Here is a 22,489-nt window from a genome sequence, read left to right on the forward strand (position 1 = left end):
GACTCTCGACTTTTTCTTTTTTTAGTGTTGGAAGGATTTCTACATAGTTATTTGTCTTCGACGAATTGTACTGGAGATGCTTGTCATAAATCTCCAACACACACCATTGGTTGTGCAAAAAGCATTTATCGAATAATGGGATTTTCCCTACTCATTCCATAAAAAATAGACGAAACCCTCCATCATTTTGTGTGATGGAGGGTCTTTTTACCATTAATTATCTTCAAGGACTTTCCGATACTTATCAATCAACTTCAACTTCGCATCCTCATTATCCAAAAGCGTACTCCCGTATTTTGGCAGCATCGTATAATATCCTTTTTTTGTTTTACTGACTGCAAACAAGTACATTTCTCCTTTTTTCAAAAGTGGGGTTTTTTCGTAGGAAAGCAGGTAGAGCTTGCCGTTCTTTTTGTAATAACCGCCCTTTTGGTTGACGGTGATATCGCCGAGGAGTGCCCCTTTAATGTTTTGCGTGATTCTCACCAGAAATTGTGTGTTCTTCTTGGTACGATGGTCTTCTTCTCTAATAACCTCGCCAATGAAAATATTATCGACTGCATTGGCTAACTTGCGTTTATCCTGATAATCCTCCTGAAATGCATAGGATTTATTCACTATAATCGCGGAATCCTTGGAATCGAGCAGCATCGTAAAATATTTTAGATAGAAAAAGCCTGCCCCTACTAAAAGTAATACCGAGATCCAAATGATTTTTTTCAAGACTCTACCACCCTTTCACCTAGTCTATCTATTTCCAATTATATCGTTGGGGTAGAGGGAATGACTGAATGCCTTGTGAATCTTTCGGGAACGATAGCTGGTCCCGGGCGTATTTGTTATTTTTAATCAGTGAGGAGAAGGAGTTACTGTAAACATAATAGAATTAGACTAGTCAGAGGACCCGACATTTTTGGACAGGTAAAGTAGGACGAAGCGGAGAATTTTCCTTTACATTGAAAAGAGAAAGGAGGGAAAACATGGATTGGTTGGATCGAATGAATCGGGTACTGGATTACATTGAGATGAATCTTGAAGGCGAGATTGATTATAAACAGATTGCCCAAATGGCGAATTGTTCTGAGTATCATTTTTCAAGGATGTTTTCCTCTATTTCCGGAGTCTTGCTCTCAGAATATATAAGACGGAGGAAACTGACACTTGCGGGTTTTGATATTCAAAAAAGTGACGACAGGATTATTGATATTGCCGTTAAATACGGTTATGATTCTGCAGATTCATTCTCTAGGGCTTTTCAAAAGCTGCATGGAATAAAACCTTCAGAGGCTCGTCAAAATGGGGTTCATTTAAAGGCCTATCCTAAGATCTCCTTTCAAATTTCAATTAAAGGGGATACGGAAATGGAGTACAGAATCGAACATCTTGATTTTGAATTACGATTAATTGGAAAAAGTAAGCTTGTCAAAACGGAAAAAGCCTTTAGAATGATTCCTTCGCTATGGAGCGGTGCGAAAAAAGATGGACTTATGGAAAAACTCAAGGATTTGTCATGGGAAAATCCAAAATGTAAATTAGAAGGCATTTTAGGCGTTTGTGGGAAAGAAGCGGCGATCACAGATGATGAATTTGCTTATTTTATGGGGGTTCGATATGATGGGGAACCGCCGAACGATCTAGAGATACTGACAATCCCACCAAGCTCATGGGCTGTATTTCCGAATATTGTGGAGGCGTGGAAACGTTTATATACAGAATGGGTTCCGACTTCCGGTTATGAACTTGCTAATCTGCCCTGCATCGAATGCTATTATGGTCCCGGGCACAAGCCGCGGCATGAATTGTGGGTCCCGGTTATACCAAAGTAATGATTTATAAATGGGGCAAAAAAGACGTGTGTCTCATGCACACGTCTTTTCATGCAAGAGAAGAAAGTTAAAATGGGGATATTTATGAGTTTGTTAACCTTTTGAATTCTTTCATGATTAAGTGGTAGAAAATAACCAAGCTGGTTTGGGTCAGTACATAAACAGGTAAGGAAAAAAGCAATCGATAATGATTTACATAATGGTAAATCCCTATTTTAGTGCCAAGGAATTCAAGCCCCATGGAACAAGCAGACCATACAGAAATATAGTAGATATTTTGAAAACCATTTATATTTAACTTTTTATAGAAATAGACAAAAAAGTAGGAGAAAGGACCATACATGATGTAGGAAATAAAATCCATTAGTTCGTAATGGGAATTGTCGTTCACATCGTAAAATCTAAATGGACCAACACTAATGGTGTGGTCGAAAAACTTGCCTACAGAAATGCCATAAACAGTAAAGATAAGAATCAAAGGAAGTTTCCATCTGGGTAATAACACGGTTAAGGCAATACTAGCTGCAAAAACGCCGAGGATAAACCATTCATTTAAGTTAAAACTGTTATCATATGTAACCATTAGATCACCCTTTTAAGAAGGTAGTTCATGTAAAAATAGGATAGAGAAGCAGTAGATATTAAGAACAGAATAAAAAGGGAATGAAACATGAAATTCCATTTTATGTATTCAATTAACCCCAGTCTAATGGATAGAAACTCGGCTAGCAGAAGAAGTGAAAAGGAAAGAAGAAAGAAAAAAGAAAAAACTCCTTCTGCCTAAGTGACGGCTTGCCATGAATCCATTCACGAATAGAATCAAAATGATGGGATAGATAAGACTGTGATATAAGACAAATGCGATAAATAAATCCTTTTCTTGAGGCAGTTTTATATAGTTTACATTAACCCCAAGAATCGAATACTCATTACGAGTGATAATGACAATAATGAGAAAGACAAATGCAAATTCAATCAATCTTCCGTGTTTCGGTATGAAATATAGGATCTGGACCAATAGCCAGGTGATTAAAACATAACAGGTTAGAACCAAATTTTTTCACCGCTTTAGCATTGATTTAAAAGTGAATTCCAAAAAAAGACCTAGTTTTCCTATTTTTTTCTCTCACTATAAAAATATGTACAATTTAACAATAAAAAAGACGTGTGCTCCTCGTGCACACGTCAATTTCTATACCTTAATTATTTTTCCTTCAACCACTTCTGCAAGCCCTCAATCTCCTGCCACAAATGGAAAGTGGAATCAAAGTAGATGATCGCCTGATTTTCGTCGCCAAAGCCATGGTAATCTGGCATTTGTTTAGGCAGTTTCTTTTTCCCTGATAAATAAGGAATGACGTATTGGTTTTCCTTTTTGGCTTCTTTTAAAAGGGATTTTGCTTTGACGGTAAAGCCATTTTCCAGCAGCTCAAGCAATAGCTTGTCGTATGATTCGCAATTCATGCTTCCTTCGTATTGCTCCAGAAGGTGATGAGCCTTTTTCAACTCTTTATTTGACACGTAGGCAACAAATAAAGTGTCTCTGACCCCTAGATTGTCCATCGGATTTAATTCTAGCAGTTCTTCAAATTCCCCAATAGCTTGATCGAGCATCCCTAGCATATATAAAGAGTCAGCATAATGAAACTTTGCCCGCATAAACGGCCGAGTTTCTACTAAACCCCAGAAGGAGCCTTTGTTTTCTTCAAAAAATTCTTTCCCAAGTGCTTGTTGTCCAATATGCATTCCTTCACGGAACATCAATGAGGCATCTAACAAATCATCGGCATTTTCCGCAAGAATGACATAACCATCCACACATTGCGGATTTAGCTCTAGTGCCTCTTGAGCTAGTTGATAGCGTCTTTGCCCATGTGCCTGCAAGGCTTCAAAAATGAGTGATTGAGCTTGTTCTTCATCACGGCGGGAACCCTTTTTGGTTTTCTTTTTCGGCGCAGGTTTGGCGTTGCGAGTAGGAAAATCAATAACAGTAGCCGTCTCTGCAAGAGGTTCCGATTCCCCTTTTATAATCGACACCATTTTTTCCATATCCTCTGATAACGCTGTTTCAAGCGTTGAATAGGTGGAGGAAATCGATGCGGCCTTGACTCCATACATTTCTCCCAATTCCTTTTGTGAAAAGAATCGGTCCATAGGAACAAAATGGGAAAGAAGATAATGCAGGGATGCGGCGTACAAATGCGGGTTCTGAATCCGCTTTTTCCCTTTTTGGCTGTATGTAAACCAGAGCACCAGGCCAGTGTCGATTATCGGTGCCTGAACGTTTAATGACTGCAGCTTGGCTTTAAAAATTTCAGCGACCTCTTGAAAAACCGGCGAAGGCCATTCGAGTTCATTCACATCGACCATTCCGTCGATCATTGGGAGCTCATTCAACGTATCGATGAAAAACTCCGATAGATATTCTTGTGGAGAATCATAGCCTGCTGCCTGACTTCTACCCTCTATGTAGGAAAATGCCTTTTCCGGTTCAAAGTCTGGCAGATCAAATGGTGCCGGGCAAAAAGCATAATTTTGCTCAAACGGTACAAGGATTCCAATGATAAAGGAACCTTCAGCTAATGGGGTTTGTACACCAGTATGAATGGCCTTCACTTGTTCTCCAGTAAAGCCATCCTCCAGTGTCAATTCATTATTTACAATGTGAACTAACCTGCCGACAATCGTTCTGGCGTCTGTCCATGTTTGTAAAATTTGTCTTAGTTTTGTCCGTTTAATTTTTCCGGATTCTGCTGCAATAAATTTTTCGATAATGGTTTTGCCATCCTCAAGTGGCACAAACAAAATGAACCAGACGGCATGCATCATCGAATAAAAATTGACTTCCTCTTCGTCCATCAATTCAGAATCTATGATCTCCTCAAATCGCTCAAAATCTTCTGCGATTTCGATATCAAAATGGTTTAAGCCAAAATGGATCAATTGCTGTTGCAGCTGATCGATGTCTCCCTCAAGCAATTGTGTGATGGGAATGGCCTCATTAGCCCCGCAACAATTCTTGTATTTTTTTCCACTTCCACACGGACAAGGCTCATTTCGTCCAATTTTCCCCATACCTCTCCGCTCCTTCTTTATAGCGTTTATTCTAATAGTACCATTTTTGACAGATTAATATAGGAAAATACTAAGGGAAAAGATGATTAGCGAAAGTTTTGTTGAATTCTGGGCAAAAATTGTTGAATTCCTACTCAAAATTGTTGAATACACTATTTATTTTGTAGAAATCCCACTCAAATTGTTGAATACACTATTCATTTTGTAGAAATCCCACCCATAATTGTAGAATTCCCCATTCATTTTGTAGAATTCACATCTGTCTATCAGCCAGCTTTTGAAATTTCCCCCTTTCTCACGTTATAATGAACAAGTACAAATTTTCAAGGGCGGAATAAAATACTGTAGAGATTTTTATAGAGGTGAATGATATGGAATTAGCAGAGATTCGAAATGAGCTTGAAACCATGGCTAAGAAATTAGCGGACTTTAGGGGGTCTCTTTGACCTAGAGAACAAAGAGGCACGAATTGCGGAGTTGGAGGATATTATGCTTCAGCCTGATTTTTGGAATGATCAACAGGCTGCTCAGACAGTCATCAGTGAATCTAATGGCTTAAAAGATCAAGTCCATGAGTTCTACAAACTGAATGAATCCTTCGAAAACCTGGAAGTAACCTATGAACTCGTAAAAGAGGAAGCTGACGCTGAATTACAGGCGGAGTTGGAAGAGGAACTCACAGAGTTAACTTCGCGTTTAAATGAATTTGAATTGCAACTGCTCCTTAGTGGAGAGTTTGATAAAAATAATGCCATCCTGGAATTACATCCCGGTGCAGGTGGGACGGAGTCGCAGGATTGGGGCTCGATGCTTCTCCGGATGTATACCCGTTGGGCTGAGAAAAAGGGCTTTAAGGTAGAAACGCTGGACTATCTGTCTGGCGATGAAGCCGGAATAAAAAGTGTCACTCTAGCTATCAAAGGGCATAATGCATATGGATATTTGAAAGCGGAAAAAGGCGTGCACCGACTTGTGCGGATATCTCCATTTGATGCCTCGGGACGCCGTCACACTTCCTTTGTTTCCTGTGATGTCATGCCGGAATTTAATGATGAAATTGAAATAGAGATTCGCACCGAAGATCTACGTGTAGATACGTACCGTTCCAGCGGAGCAGGTGGTCAGCACGTCAACAAAACCGAGTCTGCCGTTCGGATTACCCATATTCCAACAGGGATCGTGACCAGCTGTCAGACGGAGCGTTCACAGATTCAAAACCGTGAGCGGGCGATGAACATGTTAAAAGCAAAGCTTTATCAAAAAGAAGTGGAAGAAAAGGAAAAAGCCCTGGCAGAAATTCGCGGAGAGCAAAAGGAAATCGGTTGGGGCAGTCAAATTCGTTCTTACGTTTTCCATCCTTATTCAATGGTAAAAGACCATCGCACCAGTGCTGAAACTGGTAACGTTCAGGCGGTTATGGACGGAGACATCGACCAGTTTATCAATGCTTATTTGCGTTCGAAAATTTAATAAAGTGAAAAAGCCTTTACCGTCATCTGCGGCAAAGGCTTTTTTTTTAGGAATTTTTTTGCCGGTGATGAAGGGTTTTTGAAGAAATGACGAGGCAAAAAATGTTGCAGAATTATTCTTTATTATATGGTAGCTTCTCATTTGGAATCTTTAAATCGACTCCTGCTGCAATAAAAGTAAACATGCTATCATGGCGCTCTAATTTACTTTCAATTTGCCTAAAATGGCTTCTAAATTCAGATGCATGATGTTCAACTGTTTCCTTAAGAGAGTGAATACTTACTTCTACATTATCAAGCCGCTGGTTAACGCCGACAAGCTGTTCATCCATAGCATCAAATCGTTCGTCCATGGCATCAAATCGTTGATCCATAGTATCAAGCCGTTGATCCACATGATCAAGGCGTTGTTCCACGGTGTCAAGCCGTAGCTCTATTTTATCCAGCCGGTTGTCAATCGAGTCAAACCTTTGATTCATTTGCTCCATCATTTGTTTTAAAAGCTGTTCCATTCCATTCACCTCCTTTTCAACAGAGTATAGCATATTTTGCTGATTTTTTTACTAATGATCAAGGATTAGGTTAAAACTAAAATGAAATTTTTACTGCTTTATTGCGTTAACATAATGCCATTTACACCAATTTTTACCCATGATATACTCTCAATCGTTGAATTGAATTTTTTGAAAAAAGCTTTTTTAGAGAGGAAAACATCATGAATATATTGAGTCATTTAACGGATACATATCCAAGATTGCGGCTAGTGGCGGATTACATATTAGTGCTGATTGGTTCAGCTATTATCGCATTCGCATTTAATGTGTTTTTATTACCAAACCAAATCGCATCCGGGGGTGTGAGCGGCATTAGTACAATTTTGAAAACGGTGGTTGGCTGGGAACCGGCTTATGTCCAATGGGCGCTCAACATTCCATTATTTATTTCAGGTGTTGTTTTATTAGGTAAGCATTTTGGCGCAAAAACATTGGTTGGGACCATCTTTCTTCCTTTTGTCGTAATCGTAACCAAAAACGTGGAGCCGTGGACACATGACGCTTTGCTTGGAGCATTATTTGGCGGAGTGGGTGTCGGCCTGGGCCTTGGGATCGTTTTCCGTGGGAAAGCCTCTACGGGAGGGACGGATCTGGCAGCCCAAATTATCAATAAATATACAGGTTTTACTCTCGGTCGCTGTGTTGTTTTGATTGATGGGCTGATCGTGTTGACAGCTGCGATTGTCTTTGATATTGAAAAAGCCCTTTATGCCTTAATCGCCCTTTATGTAACGAGTAAAACGATTGATTTAATTCAGGTTGGTTTCGGCAGATCGAAAATGGCCATGATTATTACCAATAATCAAGAAGAAGTGCGTCAAGGAATCTTGAATAAAATTGATCGGGGTGTGACAAAACTATCAGCATACGGTGGTTTTACGGAACACGAACGACCGGTTCTAATGTGTGTGGTAGATCAATCTGAGTTCACAAAATTGAAACAATTAGTGAAAACCCTTGATCCGGCTGCCTTTGTCGTTGTTATGGATGCGGCAGAAGTATTAGGAGAGGGTTTCAAACGCGCTTAGGATTGGTATACTATTACTTTGATGGAATTATTTTCTGAAGGGGGATGTAGCAATGAAGAAAAAGCTACTAACTTTGTTATTAGGCTCTTCCTTGGTGCTAGGACTAGCAGCTTGCGGTGGCGGCGATTCTGACAAAGGGGATAAGGACACAGCATCAGGCGGAGAAGCAGCCAAGATCTTTGATCAAAAATGCTCCAGTTGCCATGGCGGTGACTTAAAGGGCGGAATGGGTCCTAACTTAACCAAGGTAGGATCAAAATACTCTAAAGATCAAATCCTAGACATCCTCCACAATGGTAAAGGTCAGATGCCTCCTGGTGTTGTAACAGGCGATGACGCTGACAAAGTAGCTGAATGGTTAGCCGCGAAAAAGTAAAGTTCGGAAACGCTCTGTGTATTCGTTCAGGGCGTTTTTTTTATTTTATAAAGAAGGCTCATTTAGCAGGATGATGGGAGTTTAATAACGGGGAATGCAATCAGGATTCCAAGTAAAAACCGCGGAATACTATTATCAGCTCATCTTTTCCATAAAGATTATTCGACAAATATATTACCCACTATATTGTTGGTAAGGGGAAAAACAGCCATTATTTGTATTCTTTGAAAAGAAACTGTAATATAATTACACTTTTTTTAGCGAATTATGATGTTATAATGTTAATGATGCTGAACTGTGCTGGTAGATTTCATTTTATTTTTTGTGATTTTGCAAACAAAGCAAGATTTTTGTCGAATGATTCGAAAAAAAAACAATAGGTGATATATATGATCGAAATGCAAGAGGTATATAAGAAGTATCCAAATGGTGTTTCAGCCATAAATGGTATTGACGTTAAGATCAATCAGGGTGAATTTGTCTATGTGGTTGGTCCGAGTGGAGCAGGGAAATCCACCTTCATTAAAATGATGTATCGTGAAGAAGTTCCAACATCCGGAACGATCACGATGAATGGTGTAAACTTGGCGAAGTTAAAAATGAAAAAAGTCCCACTGTTCCGCCGCAATCTAGGCGTCGTTTTCCAAGACTTTAAGTTGTTGCCAACTCTAACAGTCTATGAAAATGTTGCTTTTGCGTTAGAAGTAATTGAAGCACAGCCGAAGGTTATAAAGAAAAGGGTTATGGAAGTGCTGGATCTTGTTGGCTTGAAGCACAAAGCAAGAATGTTGCCGACTGAGCTATCCGGTGGTGAGCAGCAACGTGTTTCCATCGCACGCTCTATCGTGAACTCTCCAAAGATTGTGATTGCTGATGAACCGACAGGGAACTTAGATCCAGATACATCTTGGGAGATTATGAAAATATTTGAAGAGATTAATGATCGCGGCACGACGATTGTAATGGCAACTCACAATAAGGAAATTGTAAATACAGTTAGACGTCGTGTTATTGCTATTGAAGGCGGAAAAATTGTCCGTGACGAACAAAGAGGTGATTACGGTTATGAAAATTAGAACCATTGGACGTCATGCCAGAGAGAGTTTAAAGAGCATCGGTAGAAATGGCTGGATGACATTCGCATCAGTGAGCGCTGTTACCGTTACCCTCATTCTAGTTGGTGTCTTTTTCGTTATTATGATGAATCTTAACCGCGTAGCACAAACGATTGAAGATGATGTGCAAATTCGCGTTCACATCGATGTAGCGGCAAATAAAGCCGATCAGGAAAAATTAAAATCAGAAATTGAAGCCATTCCAAAAGTAAAAAGTGTCAAGTTCTCACCTAAAGAAGAAGAGTTAAAAGAATTAGTTAATAGTATGGGTGAGGAAGGAAAGGCATTTAAGCTGTTTGAACAAGATAATCCGCTGAATGATGTATTTGTCGTAAAAACGAAAAACCCTACCGATACCATGAAGGTTGCCAATAAAATTGAAAAATTCAACTATGTGGCAAAGGTTAAATATGGACAGGGCAAGGTTGAAAAACTGTTCAAATTTATTAAAGCAAGCCGTAATGTCGGAATTGTGTTGATTTTAGGCTTATTCTTTACTGCCATTTTCTTAATCTCTAATACGATTAAGATTACGATTATTGCAAGAAGAAGAGAAATTAAAATTATGAGATTAGTAGGAGCAACAAATAATTTTATCCGCTGGCCATTTTTCCTTGAAGGTCTGTGGCTAGGTATTCTCGGGTCGATTTTACCGATTATTTTTCTTTCCATTGCCTACTACAATGCATATGAATACATTGGACCAAGATTGCAAGGAACATTTGTCAAAATTCTTCCATTTAACCCATTTATGTATCAAGTTTCCGGCCTCCTCATCTTAATGGGTGCCTTGATTGGGGTTTGGGGAAGCGTTATGTCCGTACGCAAATTCTTAAAAGTATAGTCATCAAAATGAAGAGAGGGGAAGCATTCCCCTTTTTGATTTCATAGAATACAAGTTTGTCAGAGAAGAGAAGGTTGGTACACCGTTGTCTGCAGAAATGATTTTGTCTGCAACAGCGATGACGATTTACCTGCTTATAGAGAGAATATGGAGGAGAAATCGGGATGAAAAAATCATTTTTAATGCTTGCTACTGTTACTACTGTTGGACTGGGGACTTTTTTTGGCGGAGCCTCTTTACAAACTGAAGCTGAGTCAGTCTCCAATTTGCAAGGACAACAAAGCAAGATTCAAAGTCAACGTTCTGATTTACAGTCGAACATCAATGAATCAAACAATAAAATCACAGACCTCCAAAATCAGCAGGCAAACGTTAAAGAAGAAATGAAGCGACTTGATTTTGCAATAAGTGATACTTCAAATCAAATTAATGAGAAGAATAAGAAGGTTGATTCTACTAAAGCTGAGATTGCTAAGCTTCAGCAGGATATAGTGGTAATCAAGGAACGGATTGAAAAACGAAATGTTTTGTTAAAGGAACGTGTGCGCAGTTATCAGGAAAATGGAACTGTGATCAATTATCTTGATGTCCTAATGGGTGCAAAAAGCTTTAGTGATTTTATCGATCGCGCCAGTGCCGTCGCTACTTTTATGGAAGCAGACCAGGCGATCATAAAGGAACATGAAGCTGATAAACAAGAACTGGAAACAAAGGAATCTCTAGTCCAAAAAGATCTTTCCAACTTGCAATCAATGCTAGCGGAATTGAAAAAAATGAACCAGCAACTAAATACGCAAATGGATCAGAAGAACCAACTTTTAGCAGGACTTGAACAGCAAGAAGAGGAAGCTCACGCAGAAATGATCGATATGCAAGAGCAGGAGCAGATTTTGGCAGCTCAAGAGGCGGCTATTCAAAAGGCAATTAAATTAGCGAAAGAACAAGCAGCAGCTGCGGCGGCAGCCAATAAAGGGGGCAACGACAGCAGCGGTGCTGGATCTGGTTCAGCACCGCCTGTCTCCGGCGGATCCTTCACGAAACCAGCTTCAGGCGTATTTACCTCCGGTTATGGTGCGCGTTGGGGGACTTTCCATTATGGAGTAGATATCGCTAACAGCGGAACCAATGTACCGATTGTGGCGGCAGCTGATGGGGTTGTGTATGTATCCCATTACTCCTCAAGCTACGGCAATGTTATTTACATTATGCATAATATTAATGGTCAAATGTATACAACCGTGTATGCACACATGTCAGCTAGAATGGTTTCAGAAGGGGCTACTGTGAAGAAAGGCCAACGAATTGGAACAATGGGTAACACAGGAGATTCTAAGGGACAACATCTTCACTTTGAACTATATCGTGGAAAATGGGCTTACCACAGCGCTATTAATCCGGTCGGAATCGTACCGCTATAATACAGAAAAAAGGATGAAGCACAGACTGCTTCATTCTTTTTTTTTCGACGATCCCTCCAATCATAACTCGTCCTTTTTAAACATATAAGTAATTGAGCAGGATTTTTGCGTAATGGTGTGTAATAAAAAAGGACAAACCTTGTTGACGAGGAGGAACAGAATGAACCGAAAATGGATAGCCCTGCTGATAACAGGTTCGTTGCTGACTGGTGCTGGGGGCACGTATGCTGGAATGCAATTTTTGCAAAAAGAAGAAATCGGCTCCAAACTGGAGCAGGGATTGACCCCCCAAAATGAACCAACGGCATCCGCAACGGAAAAAGAAGACCTCGATAAAGTAGAGCAGGCCTATGAGTTAATTTTAAGCCGCTATGTTGAAAAAGTAGACCAGGATCAATTGGTTGAAGGGGCCATTCAAGGCATGCTTTCCGTGTTAAAGGACCCTTATTCCGTCTACATGGATAAGGAAACGGCCGCCCAATTCAGTCAGACCCTCGAGTCCTCGTTTGAAGGAATCGGAGCGGAGGTCGGCATGGTTGATGGTAAAATCGTGATTGTCTCACCATTTAAGAACTCCCCTGCGGAAAAAGCTGGTATTAAGCCAAACGACCAAATCCTGAAAGTCGACGGAAAAAGTGTGGAAGGGCTTGATTTGAATAAAGCCACTCTTAAAATTCGCGGCAAAAAAGGGACAACCGTATCCTTACAGATTGCCCGTAAAGGGTTAACAGAGCCCCTTACGATCAAAGTGAAGCGTGACGAAATCCCGCTTGAAACCGTACATTCCTCTGTAAAAAAACAGGATGGAAAAAAGGTAGGCTATATGGAAGTGACCTCCTTCTCAGAGAATACAGCCTTTGATTTTAAAAAGGATTTGAAAGCATTAGAGAATGATGGGATCAAGGGACTCATTATTGACGTCCGTGGAAATCCGGGAGGGCTCTTGTCCAGTGTTGAGGAAATATTAAAAGAATTTGTTCCAAATGATAAGCCGTATGTCCAAATTCAACAACGCAATGGCGAGAAACAGCGCTTTTTTTCCTCGATCACGAAGAAAAAGGATTACCCTGTCGTGGTTTTAGTTAATAAGGGTAGCGCCTCCGCATCAGAAATCTTAGCCGGCGCGCTTCAGGAAGCGGATGATTACAAGTTGATTGGAGAAACGACTTTCGGCAAGGGCACTGTACAACAAGCGGTTTCAATGGAGGATGGAAGTAATATCAAACTAACACTCGCTAAATGGTTAACCCCAGACGGAAATTGGATTCATAAAAAAGGGATTAAACCAGACTTAGAAGTTAAGCAACCGGCAATTTTCAACACCCATCCTCTGCAAATCGAGAAGCCGCTTGCCGAGGATATGAATAATGAGCAAGTGAAAAATGCCCAGGAAATTTTGGCTGGCTTGGGCTTGGAACCCGGACGAACAGATGGTTATTTTAACGAACAAACAACTCTCGCGGTCAAAGGCTTCCAGCAAAACAACGACTTGCCAGCCACTGGAAAAATTGACAGCAAAACGGCTACCATACTGGAAGAAGCTGCGGTGAAAGAAATGAAAAAACAGAAAAATGACATGCAGCTGCAAACAGCTTTGCGGTTAATCGTGAAATAGAGAATGACACAGTGGACTTTTCGAAGTTCACTGTTTTTTTTGGAGTTTGCTGTCATTTCCTTGGAAATATTCGCTGCAAACTGAGGAAATATAGGGATACTTGGCTGAAAACAAATGAAATATCACGAAAACCCGGGGAATGATCTCAAATACTAGTGAGAAAAATCAATAAACAAGCGGAATTCCTATCTGCTCCGAAAAATTTCCGCGATTTTTAAATACTTTCTAAAAACTAGCAATAGGTTTTGGGGTCCTAATTTGGTAAAATAAAACTTAGAGACTATTTATGACAACTAGAAATTTTAATAGAGGCAGGTGACAGGAGTTGGTGCAAATATGGCTTGTGGAGCTTTTAAAGGGGACAGGCAAGATATTTCTACATCCTGTTTTATACTATCTCGTTTTTCTCGCAGGAATACTTGGAGTAATGAGGGTTAAACGTGAACGAAAAAATTTCCATATTCGGGCGGAAGACGCCTATTATGAGCTGAGACAGCTGCTTCCTCTCGGGGGTGTGATTGGACTCATTCTTTCCATCATCATTGTTGGAGCAGGGATCGTAGTACCCTTTGCGGCCATTCTGCTCATCGCCGGATTTACCTTGCTTTTGTCGGTGACGTTAAATGTTCGGTTTCTCTCACCAGCGTATACGATTGGGGCCGCGTTTTTTGCCGTTATTTTGTTTGCACAAAATCATTGGTCCATTCCGCTATTTGAAAAAGCATTTCGCTCTATTGATGACAAAGTCTACCCTTCGATAGCTGTCATCTTGGGCTTGTTAATTGTGGCAGAAGGAATCTTAATGTTAAGAAATGGCAGCAAAGGGACTTCTCCAAAGCTGGCAAAAAGCAAGCGTGGTAAAAGCATCGGTGTCCATGAAGTAAAACGAGTGTGGCTTTTGCCGTTATTTATGTTGATACCAGGCAGTGCCCTTCAGCTTCCATTTGATTGGTGGCCAGTATTCCATTTAGGGGCAAAGGAATATTCGCTTGTTCTCGTCCCATTTGCCATCGGATTCAGCCAGCAAGTTAAAGGCATGCTACCAAGTGAAGCTATTAAACTTCATGCGCGGCAAGTAATCGTTCTTGGAGCTCTGGTGACACTTGTTTCAGCTGCAGGTTATTGGGTTCCGATTACGGCCATCATCGCAGTAGCGATCGCGTTAATAGGCCGTGAATTCTCAACATTAATAGCCTATTTAAAAGATGAAAATCGTCCCTTTTATTTTTCGAAAAAGAATCATGGTGTGATGATTATTGGGATTATCCCAGAATCACCTGCTGGAAAAATGGGCTTACAGGTGGGGGAAATCATTACGAAGGTGAATGGAGTACAAGTTCACGACGAAACTACCTTCTACGAAGCACTCCAGAAAAACCGTGCCCATTGTAAACTGGATGTTCATGATACAAAGGGTGAGATCCGTTTCGTCCAACGGGCTCTGTTTGAGGGGGATCACCATGAACTCGGAATCCTTTTTGTACAGGATAAACGGGAGTTTGATAAGATGATTGGGTAGTGTAATTTTTCATAAACTTTTGGAATTGATTCATAATCAGCCGGAATAGTATTTCGGAAATTTACGGACTCATTTTTTTTGAAGCTTTTGAAATTGAGGAACTAAAAAATAGATTGGTGATAAACAGATAATTTGAAAACCATTGCCTTAGCAATGGTTTTTATTCAGTGATTGCTCGTTTGTCCAGAAGTTACTCTTATTTGATTGCATTTTGTCCATCCTAAGGTAAGATTTATCCATGAAATTGTTTTTTTAGGAGTTTGCCATATTATAATAATGCAACCTAATTTTTATAATATAAAACCCTCCACTAAAAACACAGCCACACAAGCGAACAGGGATACACGAAACAAACTTGCACCATTATAAGCTAATATTACTGCAACGACTAATCCAATTAGGGCTGAGATGGGCGTAGCAGTAGCAGCGAGTATTGCAGGGAAAATCATAACAGACAATGTAATATATGGAACATAGTACAAAAAGGATTGAATATAGGTATTTTTAATTTCTTTTCGTATCAATGTTAGTGGCAACACACGAATCAGATAAGTTACTACTGCCATAACAAGTAAATAGAAATAGACCCTACTCATTCGCTACTTCCCCCTTTAATGGAAATAAGAAAGCAGCCCCGCCTGCAATAACAAAGGTTAGTATAACAATCTTTAAACCGGATGAAATACTTTCTAAACCTGGTATGACATTAAAAAGATAACTTACGAACATAGAAAGCAAGATGAGTAGAGTTAAGATAATGTTCCCTTTTGCTGGTGGTATAATAACAGCAAGTAACATACCATATAGTGCAATGCTTAATGCACTTATCATATTCGAAGGTAAAATGTTTCCGCAATAGGCACCAAGGAACGTACCAAGTGTCCAACTAGGAATCGCCACACTCATAATGCCATATGTATAAAATGGATTTAATTTTCCATTTACCGATATCGATAAACCGAATATCTCATCGGTAATTCCAAAAGCCATAATCATGCGATGAATAAGTGATGTTTGTGCGTCTACTTTTTGAGACAATGCTGCTGACATGAGAAAGTAGCGGGAATTGATAATCAATTGAGTCGCTGCAACTTCCATAAGGAGTGCAGATGTCTGCATTAATGTAATGCCAGCAAATTGTCCAGCCGATGTTAGATTTGTTAATGAAATCAGTGATGATTCTCCCGATGTCAGTCCAGCTTTCGTTGCTAAAATGCCAAAACTAAACGATACGGCAAGGTAACCAAATGCAATTGGCAGCCCGTCTTTTAGCCCTTTTCTCCATAATTGCCCTCTTGTTTGCATTTCCGATCCTCCTAATAGTAAATATCTTTGATTTTATCAAACAAATTTACATCAGTATATTTAATAATTATAATATTAGTATTAGAAAAACTTATATAAGAGGGCGATTATGAATCGGTATGAAATTTTTTTAAAAGTACTAGAAAAAGGGAGCTTTTCAAAGGCTGCACATGAGCTCGATTATACACAATCAGCCGTTAGTCAAATGATTCATTCCATTGAGGAGGAACTATCAACCACGTTAATCTTTCGGTCCCGAAAAGGAATTAGTCTGACTCCAGACGGAGAGCAATTTTTACCATATATTCGAAACGTCTGCTATGCCCATAGAGAATTGGTCGAGAAAAGCAAGGAAATGCGAGGATTAGAGAACAGTAGTATTCGAATTGGAACATTTTCTAGCGTGTCTAGTAATTGGTTGCCCATTTTTTTGAAAGATTTTAAGAAAATCTATTCTTCTGTCCACTTTCACCTGCAACAAGGGGAATACAAGAGCATTGTTCAATACATAAAAGAAGGAAGTGTTGATTTTGGATTTGTAAATCCTGATGCAGTAACAGACTTAGAAACGATTCCACTGACAACCGATGAGATGCTTGCTGTGTTACCTTTGAACCATCCACTTAAAGATAGGGAATCTGTTTCGGTTTTTGACTTAGTAAATGAACCATTTATTTTACTAGATGAAGGAGACTTAAGCGAACCATTAGAAATATTTAAGCAGAAAGGATTATCCCCAAATCTACAATATAGGGTGCATGATGATTATACGATTATGTCCATGGTGGAAAATGGATTAGGGATCTCAATTTTACCAGAGTTTGTACTGAATAAAGTGAACTATCAACTTGTCGCAAAACGAATTGAACCCTCTATTAGGCGGACAATCGGAATAGCCTTTAAAAATAGAAAAACATTACCGATATCTAGCAGGTACTTTATTGATTTTCTTGTTAAAAGATTTCAAGAGCAAGGGTAATTAAGTTTTAGGCACAAGTAGTATTTGCAATTTTACGTTATTCTTCATCCTAAATGGAAAAAATTATAAATATTGTTTTTATTGATACAAGAGTTTTAATATAATTGAACCTAACAAGTATTGATGAGGGGAGATAAAGTGTCTTCAAGAAAGATTGTCATTATAGCAGATTTATCATTATTAGGAATTGCGCTTGCCTGGGGTTACATATTTGTTCTAACAAAAGACCTATTGAATGAAATTTCTCCGTTGTTTCTGAATGCTGGGCGATTTCTTTTTTCGGCCATGATTTTGTGGATTTTTAAACAGAAGAATGTTAGAAAAGCAGGTTGGGATGTTTGGAAAAAGGGAGTGCTCTGCGGGCTGCCATTATGGTTGGCGTTTACTTTACAAACCTTCGGGATTGAAAATACAACTCCGGGAAAAGCAGGAGTTCTTACAGGGACTGTCATTATCATAGTTCCTTTCCTGTATTTCGTGTTTTCAAAAGTGGCCATACAAAAAGGAGTCATCATTGGCTGCCTGTTAACGTTCGGGGGATTAGCCATACTTTCATGGGATGGAGGTTCGATGAAAGGGAATATCGGAGACCTTCTGGTGCTTTTATGTGCCGTATTCTTTGCCATTCATATTTTAGCAGTTGACCGAGTGTATGAACAAAGTGATTCCTTTGATTCTTTTGTTTTCATCATGATTCAGCTTTTGGTCGCTGGAGTGATGAGTGTTCCGTTTGCCTTTTTGCTAGAGCCTTTACCAAGTTCTCTAAGCTCGTATGGATGGTTTGCTTTTGGATTCGATACCCTTATTGGAACATTGCTTGCATACATTGTTCAAATAAAAGCTCAACAGTATTCCCCGCCAACACATGTTAGCTTGCTACTTTCCCTCGAATCGTTTTTTGCTTTTTTATTTTCTTGGCTGTTATGGGGAGAGGTTTTGACAAGGAATGTTCTGATTGGAGTATCCCTTATTTTACTTGGCGTTTTTATGACGGAACTGCTCAATATTTTAAGACCTATAAGAAAATCGAATATGGAAAGCGAAGCTCCTTAATGGAGCTATTCAAATCAATGAAAGACTATTGTAAACTGTACAATAGTCCTTATTTATGTAACTGTCACTTTGAAACTAGCCTTTTTATGGAAATGTTGAAAAAATGTCAATAAAAGCGACGTTTAACTAGCTTATAATTAGTATAGACTAATAGGTTAAGTTCATACGTTTGTTGACAAATTGTCAACATTTATTTATATTTTATTATGATGATTATGTACTTTTACACTCTATGAATTACAGTAATTATTAAAATAATAGGCTCTGTTAAACTTGTCTGTTGATTTCCGCTCCAATCAACAGAGTGTAAAAAATCAACACGTTCTTTAACACAGCCAAATAATAAAAAATTTGGAAGGAAAGCGAAGATGTCAGAGGGAAAAATGAATCGTAATCTTGGCTTGTTTTTGAAAAAGGTATTACATGAACGTTCGTTATCTATGCGGAAGCTTAGTGAGCTTACGGAAATTGATCCTGCTACCATTTCAAGGATTATTAACGGGAAGCGCAAAGCAAATATTGAGCATTTGCAAAAAATTGCTGATCAATTAGGAATTCCTATTTCAGAACTATTGGATGCTGCAGGTTATTCAAATGAACGGAAGATGAATATACCAGAATCAGATTTTTTTATGTCTGTTGATCATATTCAACAGTTACTTGAATCATCCAATTTACTAGATAATGATTTTAGTATTTCAAGTGTTGAGGGGCAATTAGCTCATTATGAGCAATATGTACAAACAGATGAAGGAAAAGAAAATATCCTTAAAAGTTTTAAGGAAAAGCTTAAGAAAATTGGCAGTATTGGCCCATTTATTAATCAGCTTCAGGAAATGTATGAGAAATTTCGATTCAATAAGGGAACTCCACGAGAACTAGTTTTGCTTGGTAGTGCACTAGTCTATTTTATTGTCTCGGTGGATGTTATACCAGATTATATATTTCCCGTAGGTTATATTGATGATGCCATGGCGATCCAAATTGTTACAAAATCACTATTAAAATTGTGATCATGCCATTTTTATAATAAAAATGTGGGGAAGGTAATCTATGGAAAGAATGCAAAGAAGAAAAAAGTTTAGATGGAAACGATTTATTTTGCTTATATCCTTGTTAGTTATTTGTGGTGTGAGTGCTTATGGAGTTTATGAATACAAACAGGGTGTTTCGTTAGCTCAGGACGGAAAATGGAAAGATAAAGATAAGGAAGCGGACTCCTTTCATGGTGAGGACGTCAAATTTGGAAAGATAAATGTTCTTCTTTTGGGAAGTGACACACGTGGCGAAGAACATGCGAGAACGGATAGCATTATGATAGCCCATTATGATCAAGATACGCATCAACCCAGGTTGATCTCAATTATGAGAGATACTTATGTCGAAATTCCAGGGCATGGGAAACAGAAAATAAATGCAGCATATGCGTATGGTGGGCCAGAGCTTCTTAGACAAACAATAAAAGAAAATTTTGATATCGATATAAATTACTATGCAGTGGTTGATTTTGAAGGATTTTCTAAAATTACGGATATAGTGGCTCCAGATGGAATTGAAGTGGATGTTCCTCATGAAATGACATATGGAATTGGAACTACCATAAACCAAGGAATACAAACTTTACATGGTGATAAATTGTTAGGATATGTTCGTTATAGGCATGATAATATGAGTGATTTCGGTAGGGTGCAAAGACAACAAGAGGTGATCGGGAAACTTGAGGATCAGGCTTTAAGTGTAAGTACTTTAATAAAACTCCCTAAATTATTGGGAGTTATAGGTCCCTATGTAGAAACGAATATGGATACACCGACTATGTTGTCTTTAGGAAAAGATTTGATTTCCAACCATTCCAATGACTTAAAGACTATGAGAATTCCTGTAAATGGTTCTTTTACGAATGAACGGTTTAACAATGTTGGCGATGTGTTGAGTATCAATCTTGAACAGAATAACACAGCTATTAATAAATTTTTATCCTCGTAACATGAATAAAAATAGATACCTGGACTGGGAGATGATTAAATGTTATCAAATATTGGTGTCCCTGGGTTAATATTAATCCTGGTTGTAGCTCTTATAATTTTTGGACCAAACAAACTTCCCGAAATTGGAAGGGCGTTTGGGAAATCATTGAAAGAGTTTAAAAAAGCAACTGAAGGCATAACAGAAGATATTAAAGAAGAAATGACTAAAGAAGTAAACTCAGACGATAAAACAGAAATAAAAAAATAAAAGCCTTTTTAGGTTTAAATGCAAGATGTAATAGAGCATCTTGCATTTTCTAATTCAGGCTACTATAAAAATGGTTATTATGTGGACACTGGAAAAAATATTCTCCTAAAGATAAGGTTTAGGATATTTAGTATGATTGGCAGGCGTATTAACTTTGACAAATAGAGAAGCTAGTTTAATGGATCATCTCGATGAACTACGAAAAAGAATCATCATAACTGCAGTAGCTTTCATTCTGTTTCTTGGTTTGGGATTGGTTTATGTGAAAGATATTTATCATTTTTTTATGGGGAATCTCGGCTATAAACTAATGATTTTAGGACCCAGTGATATTATGTGGCTTTATTTTCATTTAGCTGCCGTAGTTGCTATAGCCGGAACAATCCCAATAGCAGCATGGCAAATCTGGTTATTTGTAAAACCTGCTTTAAAACCATTGGAAAGAAAAATTACTTTGGCATATATCCCAGCCTTTTTCTTTCTTTTCATTGGAGGATTGGCATTTGGTTATTTTATGATCTTCCCTAATATCATGAACTTCCTGATCAATTTGGGGAATGATTTAATGATAACTTCCTTTACGGCAGATAAATATTTTAGTTTTTTAATTAACATGACGTTACCTTTCGGTGTAGCATTTGAATTACCGCTTGTCTCCATGTTTTTGACAACTTTAGGGTTTGTTAATCCATACAAAATCGGTAAACTTAGAAAATATGCCTATTTGATTCTGGTGATTATTGCCTCTATGATTTCTCCGCCAGAATTTTTTTCTCATATTTCTGTCTCAATTCCATTGATTCTTATTTATGAAATAAGCATGTTGCTATCAAAAATAGTGTATAACCGAAAACAAAAAGCCCTTCAATCAGTGGAATAACATTTAGTTGCCTATTTGCTCTTTTAGAAACATGTATCGATACCGCTATTAAACAATGTTTTTCATTTTATTTTCTTCAATAACGGTGGAATAATGCTGAAGAAGGTGCTTAAAGATGGTTTCCCAATTTTGTGTGAGTGCATATCTTCTTCCTGCCAATCCCATTTGTTCACGTAGGGGTTCATTTAATAATAGTTTCTGAATGGCATTGGCAAATTCGGCAGGATCCCCTGGTGTGCACAGCTCCCCTGTCACCCCCGGATTGATAATGTTTTTTACTCCTCCGGAATTGGCGCATATAGCCGGTGTGCCGCTGGCAAGTGCTTCGAGTACCACATTTCCAAATGTTTCAGTAGGAGAGGGAAAGACAAACAGGTCTGAGGATGAATAAATCTTTGCCAACTCTTCACCGGCTATATAGCCGGTGAATTTCATATTTGCCGAAGCTGCCTTTTCAAGCTCTTTCCTTTCGGGGCCATCACCAATAACCAGCCATTGAACATGGTCATTGATTTCGGACGGCAAAGCTTTTGCTGCCGATAGTAGAGTTTTTACATCCTTTTCAGGTGCCAATCTTCCTACATAGGTCAGAAGGAATTTTTTCGATATTCCTAATTGTTTACGAACATCACTTTTTTCATAAAATGGATGAAATGTATCGGAATCAACCCCTCTAGGCCATATTTCCAAGTTCGTATATCCCCGATCCTTTAATTGGTTTAATGTCTCTTGGGATGGAACAAATAGTTTTTTACAAGAGCGATAGAACCAGTTCATGTATGTCCAGAGAGAAGTGGAGAGGAAGGAAAGACGATAGAATTGTAAATAATAATCGAAATCAGTATGATAAGAACCGACCAGAGGAATCTTAAACTTTTTGGAAAAATACAAACCGCTTAAACCGATATTAAATGGTGTAGCTACATGAATAAGATCGGGAGCAAACTTTTGTATTTCCGTTTTGACCATTGCTGGTTTTGGCAGGGCCAGACGGCATTCAGGGTAAAGAAAAAATGGAAAGCTATTAAAATAAAGGGTATGTTTTGAATCGGATGGCAGGGTAGCAGGATTCGGTGCAAAAATCCTATAGGGAATATGTTGCTGGTCCAAGAAAGATGCATATCTTTTAAGAGTTCGTGCAACCCCATTTATGTCAGGATAAAAGGTATCTGTGAAAATGGCAATTCTCATTATTTCA

The 22,489-nt window shown here is 38.7% G+C and carries 22 protein-coding genes; 15 read left to right on the plus strand and 7 right to left on the minus strand.

Annotated elements, in window-relative coordinates; all coding sequences use genetic code 11:
• Positions 1-213 precede the first annotated feature (213 nt).
• A complete protein-coding gene (locus tag ACI3K6_RS09350; protein WP_435554598.1) occupies positions 214-723 on the minus strand; it encodes a hypothetical protein in 510 nt (169 codons plus the stop codon).
• Between the two features lie 257 nt (positions 724-980).
• On the opposite strand from ACI3K6_RS09350, the gene ACI3K6_RS09355 reads away from it, so the two are divergent.
• Positions 981-1,826, plus strand: coding sequence for an AraC family transcriptional regulator (locus ACI3K6_RS09355; RefSeq protein WP_435554599.1), 846 nt, complete (start codon positions 981-983; stop codon positions 1,824-1,826).
• 82 nt (positions 1,827-1,908) lie between these two features.
• On the opposite strand, the gene ACI3K6_RS09360 is transcribed toward ACI3K6_RS09355, so the two are convergent.
• Both ACI3K6_RS09360 and ACI3K6_RS09365 read right to left on the minus strand, forming a co-directional pair.
• Positions 1,909-2,409 carry a hypothetical protein gene (locus ACI3K6_RS09360; protein WP_435554600.1) on the minus strand — a complete coding sequence of 167 codons (501 nt, stop codon included), beginning with the start codon at positions 2,407-2,409 and terminating at the stop codon, positions 1,909-1,911.
• A gap of 620 nt (positions 2,410-3,029) precedes the next feature.
• A complete protein-coding gene (locus ACI3K6_RS09365) occupies positions 3,030-4,901 on the minus strand; it encodes an SEC-C metal-binding domain-containing protein (protein ID WP_435554601.1) in 1,872 nt (623 codons plus the stop codon).
• A 371-nt stretch (positions 4,902-5,272) separates the two neighbouring features.
• Here ACI3K6_RS09365 and prfB point away from each other — a divergent pair.
• Positions 5,273-6,371 (plus strand): peptide chain release factor 2 gene (prfB, locus tag ACI3K6_RS09370; RefSeq protein ID WP_435554602.1). Its coding sequence is split into 2 segments (ribosomal slippage): positions 5,273-5,335 and positions 5,337-6,371, totalling 1,098 coding nucleotides; the frame shifts between segments, so codons are not numbered across the junction.
• A gap of 112 nt (positions 6,372-6,483) precedes the next feature.
• On the opposite strand, the gene ACI3K6_RS09375 is transcribed toward prfB, so the two are convergent.
• On the minus strand, positions 6,484-6,882 hold the full coding sequence (locus tag ACI3K6_RS09375) for a hypothetical protein (RefSeq protein ID WP_435554603.1): 399 nt from the start codon (positions 6,880-6,882) through the stop codon (positions 6,484-6,486).
• Positions 6,883-7,085: 203 nt separating this feature from the next.
• Between ACI3K6_RS09375 and ACI3K6_RS09380 the strand changes: the two genes are divergently transcribed.
• From ACI3K6_RS09380 to ACI3K6_RS09410, 7 genes are all read left to right on the plus strand, one after another.
• Positions 7,086-7,952, plus strand: a complete 867-nt coding sequence (locus ACI3K6_RS09380) for a YitT family protein (RefSeq protein ID WP_435554604.1) — start codon at positions 7,086-7,088, stop codon at positions 7,950-7,952.
• A gap of 52 nt (positions 7,953-8,004) precedes the next feature.
• Positions 8,005-8,328, plus strand: coding sequence for a cytochrome c551 (cccB, locus tag ACI3K6_RS09385; protein ID WP_335477357.1), 324 nt, complete (start codon positions 8,005-8,007; stop codon positions 8,326-8,328).
• Positions 8,329-8,717: 389 nt separating this feature from the next.
• On the plus strand, positions 8,718-9,404 hold the full coding sequence (ftsE, locus tag ACI3K6_RS09390; RefSeq protein WP_435554605.1) for a cell division ATP-binding protein FtsE: 687 nt from the start codon (positions 8,718-8,720) through the stop codon (positions 9,402-9,404).
• Positions 9,394-10,287: a permease-like cell division protein FtsX gene (gene ftsX / locus ACI3K6_RS09395; RefSeq protein ID WP_435554606.1), complete on the plus strand. Its 894-nt coding sequence runs from the start codon at positions 9,394-9,396 to the stop codon at positions 10,285-10,287. Before ftsE ends, ftsX begins: the two co-directional genes overlap by 11 nt.
• A gap of 164 nt (positions 10,288-10,451) precedes the next feature.
• A complete protein-coding gene (locus ACI3K6_RS09400; RefSeq protein ID WP_435554607.1) occupies positions 10,452-11,705 on the plus strand; it encodes a murein hydrolase activator EnvC family protein in 1,254 nt (417 codons plus the stop codon).
• Between the two features lie 160 nt (positions 11,706-11,865).
• Positions 11,866-13,320 carry a S41 family peptidase gene (locus tag ACI3K6_RS09405; protein ID WP_435554608.1) on the plus strand — a complete coding sequence of 485 codons (1,455 nt, stop codon included), beginning with the start codon at positions 11,866-11,868 and terminating at the stop codon, positions 13,318-13,320.
• 325 nt (positions 13,321-13,645) lie between these two features.
• Positions 13,646-14,839 (plus strand): PDZ domain-containing protein, encoded by a 1,194-nt coding sequence (locus ACI3K6_RS09410; protein ID WP_435554609.1) that lies wholly within the window; start codon positions 13,646-13,648, stop codon positions 14,837-14,839.
• A 290-nt stretch (positions 14,840-15,129) separates the two neighbouring features.
• On the opposite strand, the gene ACI3K6_RS09415 is transcribed toward ACI3K6_RS09410, so the two are convergent.
• A complete protein-coding gene (locus ACI3K6_RS09415; RefSeq protein WP_435554610.1) occupies positions 15,130-15,435 on the minus strand; it encodes an AzlD domain-containing protein in 306 nt (101 codons plus the stop codon).
• Entirely contained in the window at positions 15,428-16,144 is a 717-nt protein-coding gene (locus ACI3K6_RS09420; RefSeq protein WP_435554611.1) for an AzlC family ABC transporter permease, read from the minus strand. The genes ACI3K6_RS09415 and ACI3K6_RS09420 overlap by 8 nt, the downstream gene beginning before the upstream one ends.
• 109 nt (positions 16,145-16,253) lie before the next feature.
• On the opposite strand from ACI3K6_RS09420, the gene ACI3K6_RS09425 reads away from it, so the two are divergent.
• From ACI3K6_RS09425 to tatC, 6 genes are all read left to right on the plus strand, one after another.
• Positions 16,254-17,123 carry a LysR family transcriptional regulator gene (locus ACI3K6_RS09425; RefSeq protein ID WP_435554612.1) on the plus strand — a complete coding sequence of 290 codons (870 nt, stop codon included), beginning with the start codon at positions 16,254-16,256 and terminating at the stop codon, positions 17,121-17,123.
• A 138-nt stretch (positions 17,124-17,261) separates the two neighbouring features.
• Positions 17,262-18,176 carry a DMT family transporter gene (locus ACI3K6_RS09430; RefSeq protein WP_435554613.1) on the plus strand — a complete coding sequence of 305 codons (915 nt, stop codon included), beginning with the start codon at positions 17,262-17,264 and terminating at the stop codon, positions 18,174-18,176.
• 368 nt (positions 18,177-18,544) lie between these two features.
• Positions 18,545-19,189 carry a helix-turn-helix domain-containing protein gene (locus ACI3K6_RS09435; RefSeq protein ID WP_435554614.1) on the plus strand — a complete coding sequence of 215 codons (645 nt, stop codon included), beginning with the start codon at positions 18,545-18,547 and terminating at the stop codon, positions 19,187-19,189.
• A gap of 40 nt (positions 19,190-19,229) precedes the next feature.
• Positions 19,230-20,162 carry an LCP family protein gene (locus ACI3K6_RS09440; protein WP_435554615.1) on the plus strand — a complete coding sequence of 311 codons (933 nt, stop codon included), beginning with the start codon at positions 19,230-19,232 and terminating at the stop codon, positions 20,160-20,162.
• Between the two features lie 39 nt (positions 20,163-20,201).
• Positions 20,202-20,411: a twin-arginine translocase TatA/TatE family subunit gene (locus tag ACI3K6_RS09445; protein WP_435554616.1), complete on the plus strand. Its 210-nt coding sequence runs from the start codon at positions 20,202-20,204 to the stop codon at positions 20,409-20,411.
• A 154-nt stretch (positions 20,412-20,565) separates the two neighbouring features.
• Positions 20,566-21,291 carry a twin-arginine translocase subunit TatC gene (gene tatC / locus ACI3K6_RS09450; RefSeq protein ID WP_435554617.1) on the plus strand — a complete coding sequence of 242 codons (726 nt, stop codon included), beginning with the start codon at positions 20,566-20,568 and terminating at the stop codon, positions 21,289-21,291.
• A 48-nt stretch (positions 21,292-21,339) separates the two neighbouring features.
• Here the strand turns inward: tatC and ACI3K6_RS09455 are convergent, their stop codons facing one another.
• Positions 21,340-22,482, minus strand: coding sequence for a glycosyltransferase family 4 protein (locus tag ACI3K6_RS09455; protein ID WP_435554618.1), 1,143 nt, complete (start codon positions 22,480-22,482; stop codon positions 21,340-21,342).
• Positions 22,483-22,489 lie beyond the last annotated feature (7 nt).

Origin of the sequence: Neobacillus solisequens (genome assembly GCF_051233465.1) — a bacterium.
Lineage (GTDB): Bacteria > Bacillota > Bacilli > Bacillales > Cytobacillaceae > Neobacillus.

Bases quoted from the DNA above. Each gene is read 5' to 3' on its own strand.
- ACI3K6_RS09435 (WP_435554614.1), top strand. From the start codon at position 18,545: ATGTCAGAGGGAAAAATGAATCGTAATCTTGGCTTGTTTTTGAAAAAG.
- ACI3K6_RS09455 (WP_435554618.1), bottom strand. From the start codon at position 22,482: ATGAGAATTGCCATTTTCACAGATACCTTTTATCCTGACATAAATGGG.
- cccB (WP_335477357.1), top strand. From the start codon at position 8,005: ATGAAGAAAAAGCTACTAACTTTGTTATTAGGCTCTTCCTTGGTGCTA.
- ACI3K6_RS09360 (WP_435554600.1), bottom strand. From the start codon at position 2,409: ATGGTTACATATGATAACAGTTTTAACTTAAATGAATGGTTTATCCTC.
- ftsE (WP_435554605.1), top strand. From the start codon at position 8,718: ATGATCGAAATGCAAGAGGTATATAAGAAGTATCCAAATGGTGTTTCA.
- ACI3K6_RS09415 (WP_435554610.1), bottom strand. From the start codon at position 15,435: ATGAGTAGGGTCTATTTCTATTTACTTGTTATGGCAGTAGTAACTTAT.
- ACI3K6_RS09400 (WP_435554607.1), top strand. From the start codon at position 10,452: ATGAAAAAATCATTTTTAATGCTTGCTACTGTTACTACTGTTGGACTG.
- ACI3K6_RS09375 (WP_435554603.1), bottom strand. From the start codon at position 6,882: ATGGAACAGCTTTTAAAACAAATGATGGAGCAAATGAATCAAAGGTTT.
- ACI3K6_RS09420 (WP_435554611.1), bottom strand. From the start codon at position 16,144: ATGCAAACAAGAGGGCAATTATGGAGAAAAGGGCTAAAAGACGGGCTG.
- ACI3K6_RS09365 (WP_435554601.1), bottom strand. From the start codon at position 4,901: ATGGGGAAAATTGGACGAAATGAGCCTTGTCCGTGTGGAAGTGGAAAA.
- ACI3K6_RS09355 (WP_435554599.1), top strand. From the start codon at position 981: ATGGATTGGTTGGATCGAATGAATCGGGTACTGGATTACATTGAGATG.
- ACI3K6_RS09405 (WP_435554608.1), top strand. From the start codon at position 11,866: ATGAACCGAAAATGGATAGCCCTGCTGATAACAGGTTCGTTGCTGACT.
- ACI3K6_RS09440 (WP_435554615.1), top strand. From the start codon at position 19,230: ATGGAAAGAATGCAAAGAAGAAAAAAGTTTAGATGGAAACGATTTATT.
- ftsX (WP_435554606.1), top strand. From the start codon at position 9,394: ATGAAAATTAGAACCATTGGACGTCATGCCAGAGAGAGTTTAAAGAGC.
- ACI3K6_RS09425 (WP_435554612.1), top strand. From the start codon at position 16,254: ATGAATCGGTATGAAATTTTTTTAAAAGTACTAGAAAAAGGGAGCTTT.
- ACI3K6_RS09380 (WP_435554604.1), top strand. From the start codon at position 7,086: ATGAATATATTGAGTCATTTAACGGATACATATCCAAGATTGCGGCTA.
- ACI3K6_RS09445 (WP_435554616.1), top strand. From the start codon at position 20,202: ATGTTATCAAATATTGGTGTCCCTGGGTTAATATTAATCCTGGTTGTA.